A 15,803-nucleotide genomic window follows, 5' to 3' on the forward strand; every position below is an offset into this window, starting at 1 on the left:
GCAGCAGTACAGGAACAACAGGAGGCACGGTTGGCGCACTTCGTGATTATGGGTTGTGGCCGCGTGGGGGCAACCCTCGCGCACACACTCGAGGACGCGGGCCATTCCGTGGCCATCATCGACCAGGACGACCGTGCCTTCCGGCGGCTCCGCACGGGCTTCACCGGCCGTAAGGTCACCGGCGTCGGCTTTGACCGGGAGACCCTCAAGCAGGCGGGCGTTGCGGATGCCTATGCTTTCGCTGCGGTCTCCAGCGGCGACAATTCCAACATCCTGGCCACCCGGGTGGCCCGCGAAACCTTCCATGTCCCCCACGTGGTGGCCAGGATCTACGACCCGGGCCGCGCCGAGATCTACCAGCGCCTGGGCATCCCCACGGTCGCCGCCGTGCGCTGGAGCGCGGACCAGGTGCTCCGCCGGATCCTGCCCGAACAGCACCTTGCCGGCGACTTCCGGGACCCCTCGGGCCGGCTGGTGCTCGCCGAGGTGGATTTGAACCCGGACTGGATCGGCCACCCGGTCACCTCGATCGAGAATGCCGCCGGGGTCCGCGTCGCCTACCTGACCCGGTTCGGCGAGGGCATGCTGCCCGTGGCCGGCACCCTGTACCAGGACGGCGACACCGTGCACGCCATGCTGGGTGTGGACCGCAGCACCGAAGTCGCCCATATTCTTGCCAAGTCCCCCGCCAAGGAGTCCTGAGTGAAAGTCGTCATTGTCGGGGCGGGAAGCGTCGGTTCCTCGATCGCGCGCGAACTGCTGGCCCACAAACACGAGATCCTGCTGATCGACCTGAAGCCGGAGGTGATCGGGCGCAGTGGCCTGCGCGGCGCCCACTGGCTGGTGGGCGATGCCTGCGAGCTGAGCACCCTCCAGGACGCGAAACTGGAGGATGCCGACGTCGTGGTCTCCGCGACCGGCGACGACAAGGTCAACCTGGTGGTCTCGCTGCTGGCGAAGACAGAATTCGGTGTCGGACGGACGGTGGGCCGGGTCAACAACCCCAAGAATGACTGGATGTTCGACGACTCCTGGGGCGTCGATGTCGCTGTCAACACCCCTCAGCTGATGACCGCGCTCGTTGAGGAGGCAGTGGAGATCGGCGACCTCGTCCGCCTGCTGACCCTGCAGACCGGAGTGTCATCGCTGGTGGAGTTTACGGTCCCGCACGACTCGCATGTGATTGGCCTGACCGTGGGCGACATCGACTGGCCCGAGGACTCGACCCTGGTCGCGATCCTGCGGGACCAGGCGCCGATCACACCGAGCCGCGATGATGTGATCGACGGCGGGGACGAGCTGTTCTTCGTGACCACGATCGCGGCCGAGGATGACTTGCGTGCCTTGCTCTCGCCGGAGTCGCAGGGCGATGATGAGCAGCTCACCCCGGACCGGGCGGGCCACGATAACCCGCTGCCGGAGGACGACGGCTTCGACGGTTAACCCCGGGTGCGCTGTCAGTCCGGGTGGTTCTGCTACGCCGGAAACGACTGGGACTGATAGCGCAACGCAGGCTAGGCCGCGGGGGTGGGTTTGGGGGCGGGCCTGGTCAGCAGCCAGGCGACCCAGATGCCCAGGATGTACAGCGGCGCACCCATCAGCAGCCGCGTCGTGGCGAGGGCAGCGAAGCCGGGCTCGCCCATGAAGTACAGCGGAACCTGGACCAGCAGCCGCAGGGCGAGCACCCCGATGATCACCCAGGTGCCTATCTGGTAGGCCTTGACCCGGGCCGGGTCTTTCCGCCAGTCCAGGCCTTCGTTGCGGATGAACCCGAAGATCAGCCCGGCAAAGGGCCAGCGCACCGCAATCGAGATCGACATCGCCACGATGTAGGCGAAGTTAGTGAAGAATCCGGGGACGTAGAAGTCCTCGGCCTTGCCGGTGCTGTTGGCCAGCCACGCAGAGACCCCGACGCCGGCAATCCCCGCCAGAGCCTGCGTCAGCGGTTTGCGCTGGACCAGGCGGACGACGGTGAAGGCCGCGGCCACGGCCAGTGCGCAGATCAGCGCCAGGGGCAGTTCCCGCGTGATCGTGAAGGTGACCAGGAAAACCAGGCCCGGGAGGATGCTTTCGGCGATGCCCTGGATCCCGCCGGCGCTCTTGAGCACGTCGATGTTGCCGCTGCCGGACCGGTGCAGCCCGGCCTTGGCCGCGTAGCCTTCGGCGAGCTGCGCCACCGTTGGCTGGGCTGCGGCGGGCTCCTGGCCCGGTCCCTGCTGGGCTGCGCCGGGCTGGGCTGCGCCGGGCGGAACAGCGGCGGGCGGAACAGCGGGCTCGGGCTTCTCGGGCACGGTCATTGTTCCTCCTGGCGGGACACGATCTCGTAGCGGGGATTGAACATGGTCGGCAGGCCGTCGCGCACGGTGACCATGCCCTGCAGGCGGAGTTCCGTGCCAGCGTCGATCCCCGGGATGCGGCGCCGTCCGAGCCAGACCACCCTGAGCCGGTCCTTCGGTACGGCGGACCGCTGCCGCTGCCGGCCGGCGGCGGGCACGGCGCTAGCAGCGGCGGGCACGGCGGCCGGGGTGACGGATCCGGCAGGGACCGCTTTGGCACCGCGGGTTTTGGGCAAATCGTGGTCGACGACGACCGCGGTGAAGGCGGCCACCTGGCTGGCCGGTGCGTAGGTGACCGACTCGATGTAGCCGTGGCACAACACGCGGCCACGATCCGGCAACCCCCTCACGGAGACAGAGGAGGACGGATCCTGGCGGGGGGCATTAGCCAATCTGGGTAGTCTCCGGTCCACGTTCCGGCTGCCCGAGGTCCGGGGCGGACTGCGGTGCGGGCACGGCGTTGTCCTTCGGCAGGCGGAGCTGCAGCAGGTCGCGCGGCGGCATGGGGTTCTCCCCGCGCACCACCACGATCTGCCGGAACAGCCCCTCTAGGCCGGCGGCCGCGTCGCGGTCCACAGCGGCCTCGCCGCCGAGGACACCGCGGAGGAACCAGCGCGGACCGTCGACGCCGATGAAGCGGGCAACGCGGTAGCCGTGGCTTCCGTCAGTGCCGCTGGCCGGGAGCTTGGCGAGCAGCTCGGTGCCGAAACCGCCCTGGACCTCCTCGATCTGGCCGCCCTGGCTTCCCACCGACTGGCCGATCTGCTCACGGATCTCGTCCCACAGCCCTTCGGAGCGGGGAGCCGCGAAAGCCTGGAGCTGGAGGCTGGAGCCGTTCAGGTCCATGGTGACGGCGACGACCCGCTGGGTGGCTTCCTCGACCTCAAGACGCAGTTGCAGGCCTTCGGCGGGAGCAATCAGGAGAGCCCCGAGGTCCACATAGCCCTCCTGGTCCTCGATTTCGGAGACGTCGAAAGGACCCGAGGCACCGCGGACGGAGGCAGCGGCGGACGTCCCGGCAGTGTCATCGGCGGAGGCGTCAGTGATGTCCTCCTGGGTTTCCCCGGAGTCTGTCAGCTGTTCCTGCTTGGCTTTCCTGCCACGCCCAAAAACCATGGGTTTGTCTCCTTTGTTGTGATTCCCTGCCGCCGCGTTGCGCCGGGTCCGCAGGGCGCCTGCTGCCTCATTCTGCACTCCTGCAGAAACAGCGGCCGGCTGATACGTCCTGCTTATGGGTCCTGCTCATAAGTCACTGCAATACTGCGGTCTGGCCGGCGTACGGTCAGACCGGCGCGCCGAAGCCGCCGGTGGAACCAAAGCCTCCACCGCCGCGAACCGAGCCGTTCAGTTCCTGGACCGGAAGGAACCGGGCGTACTCCACGCGCTGAATAACCATTTGTGCAATTCTATCGCCGCGCTTGAGTTCAATCGCGTGGTGGCGGTCCGTATTCAGCAGCGTCACCGCAATTTCTCCGCGGTAGCCGGCATCGACGGTTCCGGGGGCGTTCACCACGGTCAGCCCGTGCTTGGTCGCGAGTCCGGACCGCGGGTGGATCAGGGCCACAAAGCCGTCCGGGAGGGCAATGGCCACACCGGTGGGCACCAACCGGCGCTCCCCCGGTTCCAGCACCACGTCCTCGCGGGAGCGCAGATCCGCTCCGGCGTCGCCCGGGTGCGCATACGACGGCGGTTCCAGGCCGTCGTCGAGCATCTTCAGCTGCACCGTCAGGGTGGGGGTCCCATGCTCTGCCGCTGGCTGTGCTTCCGGCTGTGCCGCGTCGGCGGCGTCCACTGCAGTCGTTTCTTCAGTCACAGTCCCTCACTCTAACGCCCGCCGGGAAGATCGGCCTAGCCGCGGCGGGCGGGCGCGGACCCCGCACCCGCTTCTGCCGCCAAGGTGAAATAGCCCGGGAAAAGTGGAAAGCTGGGCTTATGCCCGAATCCAGTGCAGCCGTGCCTGCCCCCAACAGCACCCCCAGCGACGACACCGTTCTCTACAGCGAGAAGCTCTGGCCGAACTTCTGGATCTGGCTGGTGTCGGCGGGACTGTCAGGCGCCGGGATTCTGGTGTTCGCCCCCATCAGCCTGGCGGCCGGCCTCACCGCGGCCGTCGTCCTGTTCACGATCCTCGCCGTACTGCTGGTCCTCTCGACCCCCGCCATCACGGTCACCGGCTCCGCGCTGCGCGTCGGCCGCGCCACGATCGAACGCCGCTTCGTCGGCACCGCGTCCGCCTTCCGGGGCCAGGAAGCGACCGCGGAACGCGGCACCCGCCTCAACGGCCTGGCGTTCCTGTGCATCCGCGGATGGATCGACCCGGTGGTCCGCATCGAGATCACCGATCCCTCCGACCGCACCCCCTACTGGCTCACGTCCACGCGGCACCCGGACGAGCTGCTCGCCGCACTGAACTCCTAGCCCTCGCAGTCCTTGCAGTACTTATAGCCATCCTTTTCGCGGGCAATCTGCGAACGGTGGCGGACGAGGAAGCAGGAGGCACAGGTGAACTCGTCGGCCTGGGCCGGCAGGACCCGGACCAGCAGTTCCTCCCCGGACAAGTCCGCACCGGGGAGTTCGTAGCCTTCCGCAAGGTCCGATTCGTCTTCATCGACCACTGCGGAAGGCTTTTCCGTACGCCGCGCTTTCAACGCCTCTAGCGAGTCCTCGCTGAGGTCCTCCTCGGTCTTGCGCGGCGCATCGTAGTCAGTCGCCATGATTTGTTGCTCACACTCCGCAGTCGTTCGGATGGGTCGCCGGTCCCGGCGGGTCCCCAGAGGCTGTAGCCCTGGGCTCCGGGTGCGGTTCTCCGGTGTCAACGCCGGACACGCGGTTTTTGTGCCCGATGTCGGGTCATTTTTGCTTAAGCGCCCAGTGAAAGCCAGAGTCCTCTGGTCCGCGGCAGGGACCCCAGGCCCCCGAGTCCGGGACTGGGTCGGCACCGGACCGGTTGAGGCGCCGGAAAGTGCCGGAAATTCGCGGAAAATGACGGCGCGCCCTCCGTCCTCACCGGATTTCGCCCGCATCGGTGGCAGAGTTTCGATTGTTAGTAATGCCAGGGTGGAGGATTTGTATGCAGGATCTACGGCTTGTAGGCGTCCACGACGACGGGGAGCATCTCCTGTTGAGCGGCACCGGCGGCGAGATGTTCCAGCTGCCAATCGATGAAGCACTTCGGGTGGCAGCCAGCCGGACGTCGGCCAAGGCCGCCTCCGGCGCGGTCGCCGCGCCCATTGCCATGTCTCCGCGCGATATCCAGGCGCGGATCCGCAGCGGCTCGACGGCGGCCGAAGTAGCGGAGCTCTCCGGAATTCCGCTCGCGAAAGTCCAGCGCTACGAGGGTCCGGTACTCGCCGAGCGCGAGCACGTCGCCCAGCAGGCCCGCAAGGTGGAAGTCGCCGCCCCCGCCCCCGGCCACGACGTGTACCGCTCGGTATTCGGAGACCAGCCCGCCTCGCTCGGCGAGATGGTGGCCCACCGGCTCAGCGCGCACGGCATTGATGCCGCCACCTTGGAGTGGGACTCCTGGCGGCGCCCGGACGGCAGCTGGAATGTAGTGGCCCGCTTCGAGGCGGCACCCGGCGGCCCGGCCGGCATCGGCGAGGAACCGCCGGCCATGTGGACCTTCAGCCCGGCGCGGAAATCCCTGCAGAACGCCAACCGCTGGGCCCAGCAGCTGAGCGAACTCGAGCCCCTCGACGGTCCCCTCCCGGCCCGCCGGCTCACCGCCGTCTCCGACCGGCCCTTCGATTTTGAAACCGACGCCGACGCTGCCGCCCGCACGGCGACCGCCCAGCTCCAGGTGGTCCAGCAGCTCCAGCTGCAGCAGGAACAGGAATCCGACGGTCTGCTCGACATGCTGCGCTCCCGCCGCGGGCAGCGCCTCGGAGTGGACGAAGACGCCGACGACGCCCTCGCCACGCTGCTGACCAACGGTGTTCCCGCGGCCCATCCGCGCCCTTCCGAGGTCCCCGCAGAAGTGCCGGCCGAGCTGGAACCCGCCGGTCCCGGGACCGGGACAAGGGAGCCGGAGCACCCGGATGCTGTGGACCCGGAATCCCGATCGGCCACCGACCCCTGGGAACGCCGCCGCGACGGCAGGCCCTCCATCATGTCAAGGCTCACCCTGGCTCCCCGCCAGGAGGAGGTCCCGGCCGACACGCTGAAACTGCATGACGGAGTCAGTACCGATACCCGGGAAATCACCATCGCGGCCTCGCAGCTGCGGCCCGCGGTACGGCAGGGCCCTCCCCCCAGCCCGGGGCTGGACGAACTGCTGGGCGGCGGAACCCCGCGGCGCCAGCAGCGTGAGACCCCCGCCGCCGCCCGGGATGAAGACCGCGATGCGGAGCAGCCCGAACGCCAGCCGGCGAAGCCGAAGCGCTCCAGCATTCCCAGCTGGGATGACATCGTCTTCGGAGCCCGCGGGGACTAACCCTCGCCGCGGATTCCAGGTGCGGCAACGCGCTTCAGGGCCCTTCACGCGCAGTCAGGCGCGGGGGGCCCTTTTTCCGTCGGCCTGGAAACACAACAGCGGGACTTCGCGTTCGGCTTTCGTCAGCGAACCGTGCTGGCCTACGACTTCAAGGGCCGTTGGCCGGACACGGCGGGTGTCATAGAAGGCAAGGGCGTCCCTGGCGGCGATCATCACGTCGCCGATCCGCGGGCCGACTTCTACCCGGACTTCACCGAACAGCCCCGCGGCGATGGCCTGCTCCCGGGTGAACGCCCAGATCCGGTCGCCGAAACGCGCCCGCCAGGCCTCCAGCAGCCGCACCCGGCCGGACTCGCCTTCCGACTCCTCCAGATAGAGGTGGACCATCCGCGGCTCGCCCGCGGTGTGGCGGACGCCGGCGACGAGGGCAGGGTCGGCCGCGTAGTCGATCCGCTGGGATACCGGCACGTCCAGCATGCCGTGGTCGGCCGTGAGCAGGATCGTGGTGCCTGCCGGCAGAGTCGCGCTGAGCCGTTTTACCGTGGCATCGAGTTCCTCGAGCTGGTGCTCCCACTGCGGTGACTGGCAGCCGTGGCGGTGCCCGGCTTTGTCCAGTTCGTTGACGTAGAAGTACATCAGCGACCGTCCGGCTCCGGCCATCGCCTCGGCGGCGGCCGCGGTCCTGGCGTGCGAGGTGGTGGCCGTGGCGTAGCGGCCGCCCCGGAGCGCGGCCCGGGTCATGGCGGAGTCGCTGAACTGCGGGAGGCTGACAGTGGTGACCTCCACGTGCTCGGCGGCCCGCTGGAAAACGGTGGGGAACGGCTGCCACTGCTCCGGATCGACGCCGGCGTCCCAGCCGCCCAGCATGTTGACGACCCGGTCCTGGTCCGGGTCCAGCACGTCGTAGCCCACCATGCCGTGCTGCCCGGCCGCGAGTCCGGTGCCGAAGCTGGCCAGGGACGCTGCGGTGGTGGACGGAAAGGCCGAGTCCAGCGAGACCGGCACCTGCCCCTGGCCGGACTGCATCACGGCGCGCAGGAACGGCGTATGCGCCGACTTCTGCTTGAGCAGGTTGCGGCCCAGACCGTCGGCGAGCACGACGCAGATGCGCTTGGCCGCGGGCAGCTTGAGGCGGTTCTCGAAGCCGGGAACACCCACGCTGGCCGCGGCGCTCGTGAGGACCTCGGCGATGGAACGGTCTCCGAAGGCCGGGGCTGCGGGCAGGCTCTGCGGGAGCGCCGGGGCGGAGGACAACGGTTCGGGCATGCGGACCGACGTCATCTCAGCGCTGGTGGCCGCGGCTGGCGCGGCTTCCGAAGACGCCCATCCGCGGGCGCGGCGGCAGGCCGGGGCCGGTATGCGGCACCGGGGCGGTGGATCCGGTGTTGACGGCACGGAGGGCACGGGCGAACAGTTTGGCGTCCTGGACAGCCTGCAGGCCGTCGGCTTCGGCGCTGATCCGGATCACGATGTCCTCCTGCGCGATGGTGCCGCTGTAGCCATGATCGGCCTCGCACTGCGGGTCGCCGCAACTGGCCGGGCCCATGTCGAGGCGCTGGCCGCCGGACCAGGCGATGGAGAGGGTCAGCTCGCGGACCGGATCCGAGGACTTGTAGTCCTGGGGCTGCGCGTACACATAGCTGAGCACAACGGAGCGGATCTGCGTCACGGGCACGGACTCCGTGGAGACCTGCGCGACGGTCTGCTCCCCCGCCTCGTCCAGCTGCTGGTCGTCCACGTGGGTGATGACCAGCATGTCCTGGGTCAGGACCAGCACGGTGATGTGGCGGCGGACCTCGGCGCGGTCGAAGTGTGTCTCCAGGTGCACCAGGTGGGCCACGCAGTCGCGCCCGTCGAGGGCGTCGGCGACGACGTCCGCCACGAGCCGGGGGTAGAAACCGGCCTGCTGGAGGGCCCCTTCCAGGCTTTGACCCTGCGCGCTGTGGTCATGCAGGCCGTGGTGGTTCGCGCCGCCCGGGCGTCCGGAGACGGTCGCCTGGGGCTTGGGTGTCGGAGACTGAAAGCTCATGGTCTCCATTTTCACAGATCGGCTGGGGACATGCTAACCGCTGCCGGCCGGGCGGCTACCCCGCCGTCTCCCCGCCGCTCCCCCGCCGCTGGCGTGAGATGTCAGCTGCGCATGGCCCGGCGGGCGCTGTCGGTACGCTGGGCGGCGTTGGCGATCCGGACGTCGGCCGCGAGGATCGACGCCCCCTCCGGCCCGGCGAGCACGGGGTTGAAGTCGACGAGGGCGATTTCCGGATGGTTGTCCTTGAGCCTGGTCAGCCGGGCGGCAAGGTCCTCCAGGGCCCGGGCGTCCACGGGCGGCAGTCCCTGATAGCCGAAGAGCTTCCGCGAGGCCCGGGGGGCCCGGATTACGTCGTGCAGGTCCGACCCGGACAGCGGCGGGACCCGGTGGGCCCAGTCGTCCAGCAGGTTGACGGCGTCACCGGCCAGGCCGAAGGAGACCACCGGGCCCAGCAGCGGGTCCTCGATGGCGCGGAAGGTGCAGGCCTGCCCCACCGGCGCCATGGTCTGCACTTCCAGCGACGGGGAGCCGTAGCGTTCCAGCGACTTGCGCATCTCCTGCAGATTCCGCCGCAGCGAATCCGCGTCCTGGATGTCCAGTCGCACACCGCCGAGGTCCAGCCGGTGCCGCAGGGCCGGGTCGGTGGTCTTCAACGCCACCGGCCAGCCGAGACGGTCCGCGGCGGCGATGGCCTGTTCGGCGGTTTCAAAGCCGACGGACGGAACCACCCTGATGCCGTAGCGTGCCAGCAGGCTTGCGGCGGTTTCTGCGTCCAGCCGGACCAGTTGCTCGCCGCCCACCGTATCCAGCAGCCGTTCCAGCTCGTCGTGGGTGCCATCCGGGTCGCAGCCCTCGGGTTCCACGAACAGGCCCTGGTCCCGGTTCAGCCACTGGGCGTAGCGGACCACGGATCCCAGCGCGGCCACTGCCGCGCCGGGGTTGGAGTAGCAGGGGACAACCGTCGATCCGGCCTCGTCGCCCACCATTCCTTCCACGTAGATGGACGGGTCCAGCAACCCGCTGAACGCCGCCACCACGGGTTTGCCGGCCGCGACCGAACATTCGGCGAGGACTCCGGCGATCTTTTCCACGGTGAGGCCGTGGGCCGGCAGCAGCGCAACCACCACGGCGTGGACCGTGTCCGCGGTGAGGACTTCCTGCAGGCTGTGGCGCAGCGCGGGCAACGCCAGGGACATCCCGGCGTCCAGGTCGACATCGGTGACAATCCGCTCCACTCCGAGTCCATGAGCCGCCGCGCTGTCCGCGACGACCTTGCCGAGCGCCCGGGAGTTGCTGAAGACGGCAATCCCCGGCCCCTTCGGCAGGGGCTGGCTGGAGACGATCTGGGCGACGTCCATGAGCTGCTCGATGGTCTCGACGCGGATTACCCCGGCCTGGCGCATCATCGCGTCCAGCGCCTCCGGCGGGGCCTGGGTGGTGCGGACGGCGTGGCCGGGAGGCAGCCCGAGGCCCATCGCGTCGGACTTCGCCACGATCACCGGTTTGGTCCGGGCCAGGCGCCGGGCCAGGCGGGAAAACTTACGCGGGTTGCCGATCGATTCGAGGTAGAGCCCGACGGCGGTCGTGTCGGCGTCGTCCTCCCAGAACTGCATCATGTCGTTGCCGGAGACGTCGGCGCGGTTCCCGGCCGAGAGGAAGGTGGAGATCCCGACGCGGCGCCGGCTGGAGGCCGCGTAGAGGGAGACGCCGATCGCCGCCGACTGGCTGAACAGGCCCAGGCCGCCGCGCCGGCCCAGCGAGGGCGCCATCGAGGCGTTGAGGGACACGGCAGGGTTGGTGTTCATAATGCCCAGCGAGGCCGGGCCGATCACGCGCATGCCGTTGGCGCGGGCCTGCCGGACGAGTTCGCGCTGCCGGGCAAGGCCGCGTTCGCCGTCGTCCGCGTACCCGGCGGTGGCCACCACGATCCCCTTGACACCGGCGGCGCCGCATTCCTCCACGACCTTGGGGACCTCGGCATACGGGACGGCGATGATGGCGAGTTTGACCGGGCCCGGCACCTCGGAGAGACGGGCGAAGGAGAGCATGCCGGCAAGCTCGAAGGCCTCCGGGTTGATCGCGTAGACCGGTCCGGTGAAGCCGCCTTCAATGATGTGCTCCAGCAGCTGGTAGCCCACGGTGCCCCATTTGCGGCTGGCCCCGATGACGGCCACGGAGGACGGGGCGAGCAGTTCCTGGATGCTGCGGGCCTCGGCGCGGTGTTCCCGGGATTCCATCACGGCGCGGGACTTGTCGGTGGGGTCGATATTGAATTCGAGGCTGACCACACCGTCGTCGAAGTGGCGCTTGACGTCGTAGCCGGCGTCGGAGAACACCATGAGCATTTTGCGGTTTTCCGGGAGCACCTCGGCGCTGAATTTCCGGATCCCGTTTTCGCGGGCGGCGGCGGCCAGGTGTTCGAGCAGGATGGATCCGATGCCGCGGCCCTGGTGCGCGTCCGAGATATTGAACGCGACTTCCGCTTCCTCGGGATCATCGAGCCGGTCGTAGCGGCCGATGCCCATGATCTCCCCGCCGATGGTGATCACGAGGGCCACCCGGTCCTTGTAGTCCACCTCGGTGAACCGTTTAAGTTCCTTGGGGGAGAGTTTGGATTTGAACGCGAAGAAACGCATGTAGATGGACTTCTGCGACTGCCCCACATGGAAGGCCTGCACTGCGTCAGAGTCAGACGGATGGATCGGGCGCAGATGAGCCGTCCCGCCGTCGCGCAGCACAACATCAGCTTCCCAATATTCCGGATATACGCCGTCCACGGGCTGATCCACCATAGGCTTAGCCTAGTCATAAACTTTCGCAGCTTGCGTTCTGCCACCTCAGAAGGACCCACCAGCCTCATGGCCCGCCGCCAAACCCCGTCCCCGGCAGGGGAAGCCAGCCAGGATTTCGTAGAAAACATCGTCGATATCGACGTCACCTCCGAAATGGAAGGTTCGTTCCTCGAGTACGCCTATTCGGTGATCTACTCGCGGGCCCTCCCGGACGCCCGCGACGGACTAAAGCCCGTGCAGCGTCGCATCCTTTACATGATGAGCGAGATGGGCCTGCGCCCGGACCGTGGCCACGTCAAGAGCGCCCGCGTGGTGGGCGAGGTCATGGGCAAGCTGCACCCGCACGGTGACACCGCGATCTACGACGCCATGGTGCGGATGGCGCAGGACTTCTCGCTGCGGCTGCCGCTCATCGACGGCCACGGCAACTTCGGCTCGCTGGACGACGGCCCTGCGGCCCCGCGGTACACCGAGGCCCGCCTCGCGGCCGCCGCCCTGACCCTGACGGACCACCTCGACGAGGACGTCGTCGACTTCGTCCCCAACTACGACAACCAGCTGACCCAGCCGGACGTGCTGCCGGCGGCCTTCCCGAACCTGCTGGTCAACGGCGCGACCGGCATCGCCGTCGGCATGGCCACGAACATGGCCCCGCACAACCTGGTGGAAGTGATCGCCGCCGCCCGGCACCTGATCGAGCACCCGGATGCCACGCTCGAGGACATCATGAGGTTCGTCCCCGGCCCCGACCTGCCCACCGGCGGCCGGATCGTGGGCCTGGACGGCATCCGCGACGCCTACGCCACCGGCCGCGGCTCGTTCAAGACCCGTGCCAAGGTGGAGGTCGAACAGCTCTCGGCCCGCCGCACCGGACTGGTGGTCACGGAACTGCCGTACATGGTGGGTCCGGAAAAGGTGATCGAGAAGATCAAGGACGCCGTCAACGGCAAGAAGCTCGCCGGCATCAGCGACATTGTGGACCTCACGGACCGCAAGCACGGCCTGCGCCTCGTGATCGAGCTGAAGAACGGCTTCAACCCGAACGCCGTGCTGCAGCAGCTGTACCGCTACTCGCCGATGGAGGATTCCTTCGGTATCAACAACGTCACACTGGTTGACGGGCAGCCGCAGACCCTCGGGCTGCTGCAGCTCCTGTCCGTCTATGTGGAGCACCGTATCAACGTGGTGCGCCGGCGCACCGCCTTCCGGCTCGCCAAGAAGAAGGACCGCCTGCACCTGGTCGAGGGCCTGTTGATCGCGATCGTGGACATTGACGAGGTCATCCAGATCATCCGGTCCTCGGACGAGGTGGCCGCGGCCCGGACCCGGCTGATGTCCATCTACGACCTCTCCGAGATCCAGGCCAACTACATCCTGGAGCTGCGGCTCCGGCAGCTGACCAAATACTCTCGGATCGAACTCGAGAAGGAGCAGGACGAACTGCGCCGGGAGATCGCCGAACTCGAAGCCATCCTCGGCTCGAGCGAGCGGCTCCGCGCCCTCGTCTCGGCCGAACTGGCCGAGATCTCCGAGAAATACGGCACCCCGCGCCGGACGGTGCTGCTCGAATCCGAGGCCGTCTCCCCCACCGTCGCCGCCCTCGCCGCTGCGCCCGGAGCCAAGGGCAAGTCCGCCCCACTGGCCCTGGAAATCGCGGACGATCCCTGCTGGGCAATCCTGACTGCCTCCGGCCAGATCGCGCGCACCGCCAACCAGGACAGCCTCGCCGAGTCCGGCCCGCGGACCCGGCACGATGTGTTCACCTCCGTGGTGAAAACGTCAGCCCGGGGCGAGATTGCCGCCGTCACCTCGCAGGGCCGAATGCTCCGGCTCCAGGTGATGGACATGCCCGTGCTGCCGCCGACCTCGGGCACCCCGAACATGGCAGGTGGCGTGCCGGCCAAGGACTTCATCACGCTGCTCAAGGGCGAATCGCTGGTGGCTTTCGCGCCGCTGGACGAGGTGCTGGCGATCGGCACGGCCCAGGGTGTGGTCAAGCGCGTCCAGCCCGACTACCCGCTGAACCGTGAGGACTGGGAAGTCATTGCGCTCAAGGACAAGGACACCGTGGTGGGTGTCGCCCCCGCGGGGTCCGACGACGTCGACCTCGTCTTCGTGACGCGGCAGTCGCAGCTGCTGCGCTTCCCTGCCTCCGGGGTCCGTCCGCAGGGCCGGACCGCCGGCGGTATGGCTGGCATCAAGCTCGCTGCCCGGGACCGTGTGATGTTCTTCGGCGCGGCCAACCGAGCCGACAGCGCCGCCGTCGTGGTGACCATCGCCGGCACGGAAGGGGCGCTTCCGGGCACCGCTCCGGGTGCCGCCAAAGTCACCGCCCTCGCCGAATACCCGGCCAAGGGCCGCGCCACCGCCGGGGTCCGGGCGCACCGTTTCCTCAAGGGCGAAGACACACTGCTGCTCGCGTGGGCCGGCCACGGCCCCGCGAAGGCGTCCTCCCAGGCCGGGGTGGCCCGGTCGCTTCCCGGCGAACACGGCCGCCGCGACGGGTCCGGCATCCCGCTCTCCCAGGCCATCGACGCGATTGGCCCGAGCATGTCCTGGCAGCCGTCACCTGAGACGGAAGCCTAGGCCCGCTGCGGCGGCTACGGCGGTCCGGCACCGGGTCTAACGGCGACGCCCGGCACCCGCCAGGCCCGCCGCTCACCCATTCACCACAAATGGCCGCTATAGCTCGCCCATTCACCACAAATGGCCGCTATAAGGCCCGCCATTGCGGCCATTCGTGGTGAATGGCCGGGACGGACTCACCTGCGGGCTCAGAAACTAAGCGGAACAACTGTGTCGGTCCCACGGGGGTACCTGGGATTTTGACTTAGAGGTGAGGTGCCAATTGCGATACGAACTGCAGAACACCTCTATCTTTGCTTTTCCCGCGGGTGAAGCAGAAGGGTTAATATCCGTAAGATAGCGCCTGCGGGAACGCTACATTTTGATGCGTCTTTTCAGGCCGAATCGCGCTGCGCCACGGCGATAGCGCGGCATTCTTCATCACTTAACGAGTCTCGTCGATACATAATTCTCGGGTGACCTTATTCCTGAAGTTCCTAAACGCCCTCCTCATCATTCTTTTCGTGGCAGGTAACTTATCGATCATCGTGGTCGCCGCAGTGATCGACCATGGCGGTAACCCCCAACTCGGTCAGGCCCTAGCGTTCACAGCCTTCGCAATGGCGGCGGCACTGAGTTTCGGGTTCTTGTTCATCGGGCACAAACACCGGCGCGAGGTGCAGCAGCACGGAAGGGCCGCCGTGCGCGCACGAGAAGCGCCGCCTCGAACTCTCGGCGCCCACGAGTCGGAAACGTACTTGCATGATATCGATAATGTATGGGCACTCATTCCACCGGCGGAAGGCGCCGTCTTGATGGGCAATGCTCAGCGAGCATTCACCGTTCCGGGAACACCAAGCGGGATCGGTGAACAGCAATGCTTTATCCACGGTGACGGCTCTGTGTCCATCCTGGAGATTGTTGGAGAAGAAAGTCCACATTGGTCAACAACGAGAGTTGTCACCCCATCGGTGGCGGATATCAGGCAAACCTATCAACTCAAGCCGACGGCTACCGGATGCTCACTCAAAATTGGGGTCGCGCTTGAAGCCCCTACAAGTGAAGAGTGGTTCACGGAATACGAACAAGTGTGGCGCGTACACATCCGCCAATACCTGACCCGGATAGCACAAGTTCTGGCTATCCAGCATGCCGCTGATGACTCAAGCACTTGGGCAGACTGGCCGAATACCGAGACAGGAATGGCATGAGCAACTGCCGGAAGAAGCACTATAATGACCAGCGATCCGCCCGTCTGGCACTGGAGTCGATTCTCCACAAGACCGCCACAAAGACTGCCAGGATTCCGAGTCGCGTCTACCCCTGCGACTCCTGTAATGGCTGGCTGAGGTGTGTCAAGGATGTGAGACAGCCGGTTAGTTTCTTTTTGGGTTAGGCGGCCGCAGGTAGCGGCTGGTTTTTGGTCTTGAAGTTGGCCATTGCTGTTGCCGGCGGCAGCCCATCGTTGTTGGTGTGGGGCCGCCAGCGGTTGTAGAACACTTCGATGTAGCGCATGGTCGCCCGGCGGGCGTCCTGCCGGGTGGCAAAGCTGTGGTGGTGGTAGAACTCGTTCTTCAGGGATGAGAACGCCGACTCGGCGACGGCATTGTCCCAGCACACCCCGGTGGCCCCCATGGACTGGCGCACAG

The 15,803-nt window shown here is 67.6% G+C and carries 15 protein-coding genes; 6 read left to right on the forward strand and 9 right to left on the reverse strand.

The features are described 5' to 3' along the window. Window positions 1–30 precede the first annotated feature (30 nt). Both AC50YC_RS18405 and AC50YC_RS18410 read left to right on the forward strand, forming a co-directional pair. Window positions 31–702 (forward strand): potassium channel family protein, encoded by a 672-nt coding sequence (locus AC50YC_RS18405; protein WP_494954731.1) that lies wholly within the window; start codon window positions 31–33, stop codon window positions 700–702. Then, the gene (locus tag AC50YC_RS18410; protein WP_494954732.1) at window positions 703–1,443 is read left to right on the forward strand and encodes a potassium channel family protein; all 741 of its coding nucleotides are present in this window, start codon (window positions 703–705) and stop codon (window positions 1,441–1,443) included. A gap of 71 nt (window positions 1,444–1,514) precedes the next feature. Here the strand turns inward: AC50YC_RS18410 and AC50YC_RS18415 are convergent, their stop codons facing one another. The 4 genes from AC50YC_RS18415 to dut form a co-directional block, all read right to left on the reverse strand. Then, the gene (locus AC50YC_RS18415; protein WP_494954733.1) at window positions 1,515–2,297 is read right to left on the reverse strand and encodes a DUF3159 domain-containing protein; all 783 of its coding nucleotides are present in this window, start codon (window positions 2,295–2,297) and stop codon (window positions 1,515–1,517) included. Beyond that, on the reverse strand, window positions 2,294–2,728 hold the full coding sequence (locus AC50YC_RS18420; protein WP_494954734.1) for a hypothetical protein: 435 nt from the start codon (window positions 2,726–2,728) through the stop codon (window positions 2,294–2,296). The genes AC50YC_RS18415 and AC50YC_RS18420 overlap by 4 nt, the downstream gene beginning before the upstream one ends. After that, window positions 2,721–3,452: a DUF3710 domain-containing protein gene (locus AC50YC_RS18425; RefSeq protein ID WP_494954735.1), complete on the reverse strand. Its 732-nt coding sequence runs from the start codon at window positions 3,450–3,452 to the stop codon at window positions 2,721–2,723. Before AC50YC_RS18425 ends, AC50YC_RS18420 begins: the two co-directional genes overlap by 8 nt. A 166-nt stretch (window positions 3,453–3,618) precedes the next feature. Further along, on the reverse strand, window positions 3,619–4,149 hold the full coding sequence (gene dut / locus AC50YC_RS18430) for a dUTP diphosphatase (RefSeq protein ID WP_494954736.1): 531 nt from the start codon (window positions 4,147–4,149) through the stop codon (window positions 3,619–3,621). A gap of 119 nt (window positions 4,150–4,268) precedes the next feature. Between dut and AC50YC_RS18435 the strand changes: the two genes are divergently transcribed. After that, a complete protein-coding gene (locus tag AC50YC_RS18435) occupies window positions 4,269–4,754 on the forward strand; it encodes a DUF3093 domain-containing protein (RefSeq protein ID WP_494954737.1) in 486 nt (161 codons plus the stop codon). Here the strand turns inward: AC50YC_RS18435 and AC50YC_RS18440 are convergent. Next, window positions 4,751–5,050: a DUF4193 domain-containing protein gene (locus AC50YC_RS18440; protein ID WP_494954738.1), complete on the reverse strand. Its 300-nt coding sequence runs from the start codon at window positions 5,048–5,050 to the stop codon at window positions 4,751–4,753. The genes AC50YC_RS18435 and AC50YC_RS18440 overlap by 4 nt on opposite strands. 356 nt (window positions 5,051–5,406) lie before the next feature. Between AC50YC_RS18440 and sepH the strand changes: the two genes are divergently transcribed. Continuing rightward, window positions 5,407–6,768: a septation protein SepH gene (gene sepH / locus AC50YC_RS18445; protein WP_494954739.1), complete on the forward strand. Its 1,362-nt coding sequence runs from the start codon at window positions 5,407–5,409 to the stop codon at window positions 6,766–6,768. Window positions 6,769–6,822: 54 nt separating this feature from the next. Here the strand turns inward: sepH and AC50YC_RS18450 are convergent, their stop codons facing one another. The 3 genes from AC50YC_RS18450 to AC50YC_RS18460 all read right to left on the reverse strand — a co-directional run bounded on the left by AC50YC_RS18450 (window position 6,823) and on the right by AC50YC_RS18460 (window position 11,589). Continuing rightward, window positions 6,823–8,034 carry an alkaline phosphatase family protein gene (locus AC50YC_RS18450; protein ID WP_494954740.1) on the reverse strand — a complete coding sequence of 404 codons (1,212 nt, stop codon included), beginning with the start codon at window positions 8,032–8,034 and terminating at the stop codon, window positions 6,823–6,825. A 16-nt stretch (window positions 8,035–8,050) separates the two neighbouring features. Continuing rightward, window positions 8,051–8,797, reverse strand: a complete 747-nt coding sequence (locus tag AC50YC_RS18455; protein WP_494954741.1) for a DUF5998 family protein — start codon at window positions 8,795–8,797, stop codon at window positions 8,051–8,053. Between the two features lie 101 nt (window positions 8,798–8,898). After that, window positions 8,899–11,589, reverse strand: a complete 2,691-nt coding sequence (locus AC50YC_RS18460) for a bifunctional acetate--CoA ligase family protein/GNAT family N-acetyltransferase (protein ID WP_494954742.1) — start codon at window positions 11,587–11,589, stop codon at window positions 8,899–8,901. 66 nt (window positions 11,590–11,655) lie between these two features. On the opposite strand from AC50YC_RS18460, the gene AC50YC_RS18465 reads away from it, so the two are divergent. Both AC50YC_RS18465 and AC50YC_RS18470 read left to right on the forward strand, forming a co-directional pair. Continuing rightward, on the forward strand, window positions 11,656–14,175 hold the full coding sequence (locus AC50YC_RS18465) for a DNA gyrase/topoisomerase IV subunit A (RefSeq protein ID WP_494954743.1): 2,520 nt from the start codon (window positions 11,656–11,658) through the stop codon (window positions 14,173–14,175). 455 nt (window positions 14,176–14,630) lie between these two features. Then, window positions 14,631–15,365: a hypothetical protein gene (locus tag AC50YC_RS18470; protein WP_494954744.1), complete on the forward strand. Its 735-nt coding sequence runs from the start codon at window positions 14,631–14,633 to the stop codon at window positions 15,363–15,365. A 181-nt stretch (window positions 15,366–15,546) separates the two neighbouring features. Here AC50YC_RS18470 and AC50YC_RS18475 read toward each other — a convergent pair. Next, window positions 15,547–15,803: integrase core domain-containing protein (locus tag AC50YC_RS18475; RefSeq protein ID WP_494954745.1), on the reverse strand; the 257-nt coding region annotated here is incomplete at its 5' end.

This window comes from Pseudarthrobacter sp. MDT1-56 (assembly GCF_059383555.1).

Excerpts from the sequence above, each read along its gene's own strand:
- AC50YC_RS18415 (WP_494954733.1), bottom strand. The coding sequence starts at position 2,297 with ATGACCGTGCCCGAGAAGCCCGAGCCCGCTGTTCCGCCCGCCGCTGTT.
- AC50YC_RS18425 (WP_494954735.1), bottom strand. The coding sequence starts at position 3,452 with ATGGTTTTTGGGCGTGGCAGGAAAGCCAAGCAGGAACAGCTGACAGAC.
- AC50YC_RS18435 (WP_494954737.1), top strand. The coding sequence starts at position 4,269 with ATGCCCGAATCCAGTGCAGCCGTGCCTGCCCCCAACAGCACCCCCAGC.
- AC50YC_RS18440 (WP_494954738.1), bottom strand. The coding sequence starts at position 5,050 with ATGGCGACTGACTACGATGCGCCGCGCAAGACCGAGGAGGACCTCAGC.
- sepH (WP_494954739.1), top strand. The coding sequence starts at position 5,407 with ATGCAGGATCTACGGCTTGTAGGCGTCCACGACGACGGGGAGCATCTC.
- AC50YC_RS18450 (WP_494954740.1), bottom strand. The coding sequence starts at position 8,034 with ATGCCCGAACCGTTGTCCTCCGCCCCGGCGCTCCCGCAGAGCCTGCCC.
- AC50YC_RS18455 (WP_494954741.1), bottom strand. The coding sequence starts at position 8,797 with ATGAGCTTTCAGTCTCCGACACCCAAGCCCCAGGCGACCGTCTCCGGA.
- AC50YC_RS18460 (WP_494954742.1), bottom strand. The coding sequence starts at position 11,589 with ATGGTGGATCAGCCCGTGGACGGCGTATATCCGGAATATTGGGAAGCT.
- AC50YC_RS18465 (WP_494954743.1), top strand. The coding sequence starts at position 11,656 with ATGGCCCGCCGCCAAACCCCGTCCCCGGCAGGGGAAGCCAGCCAGGAT.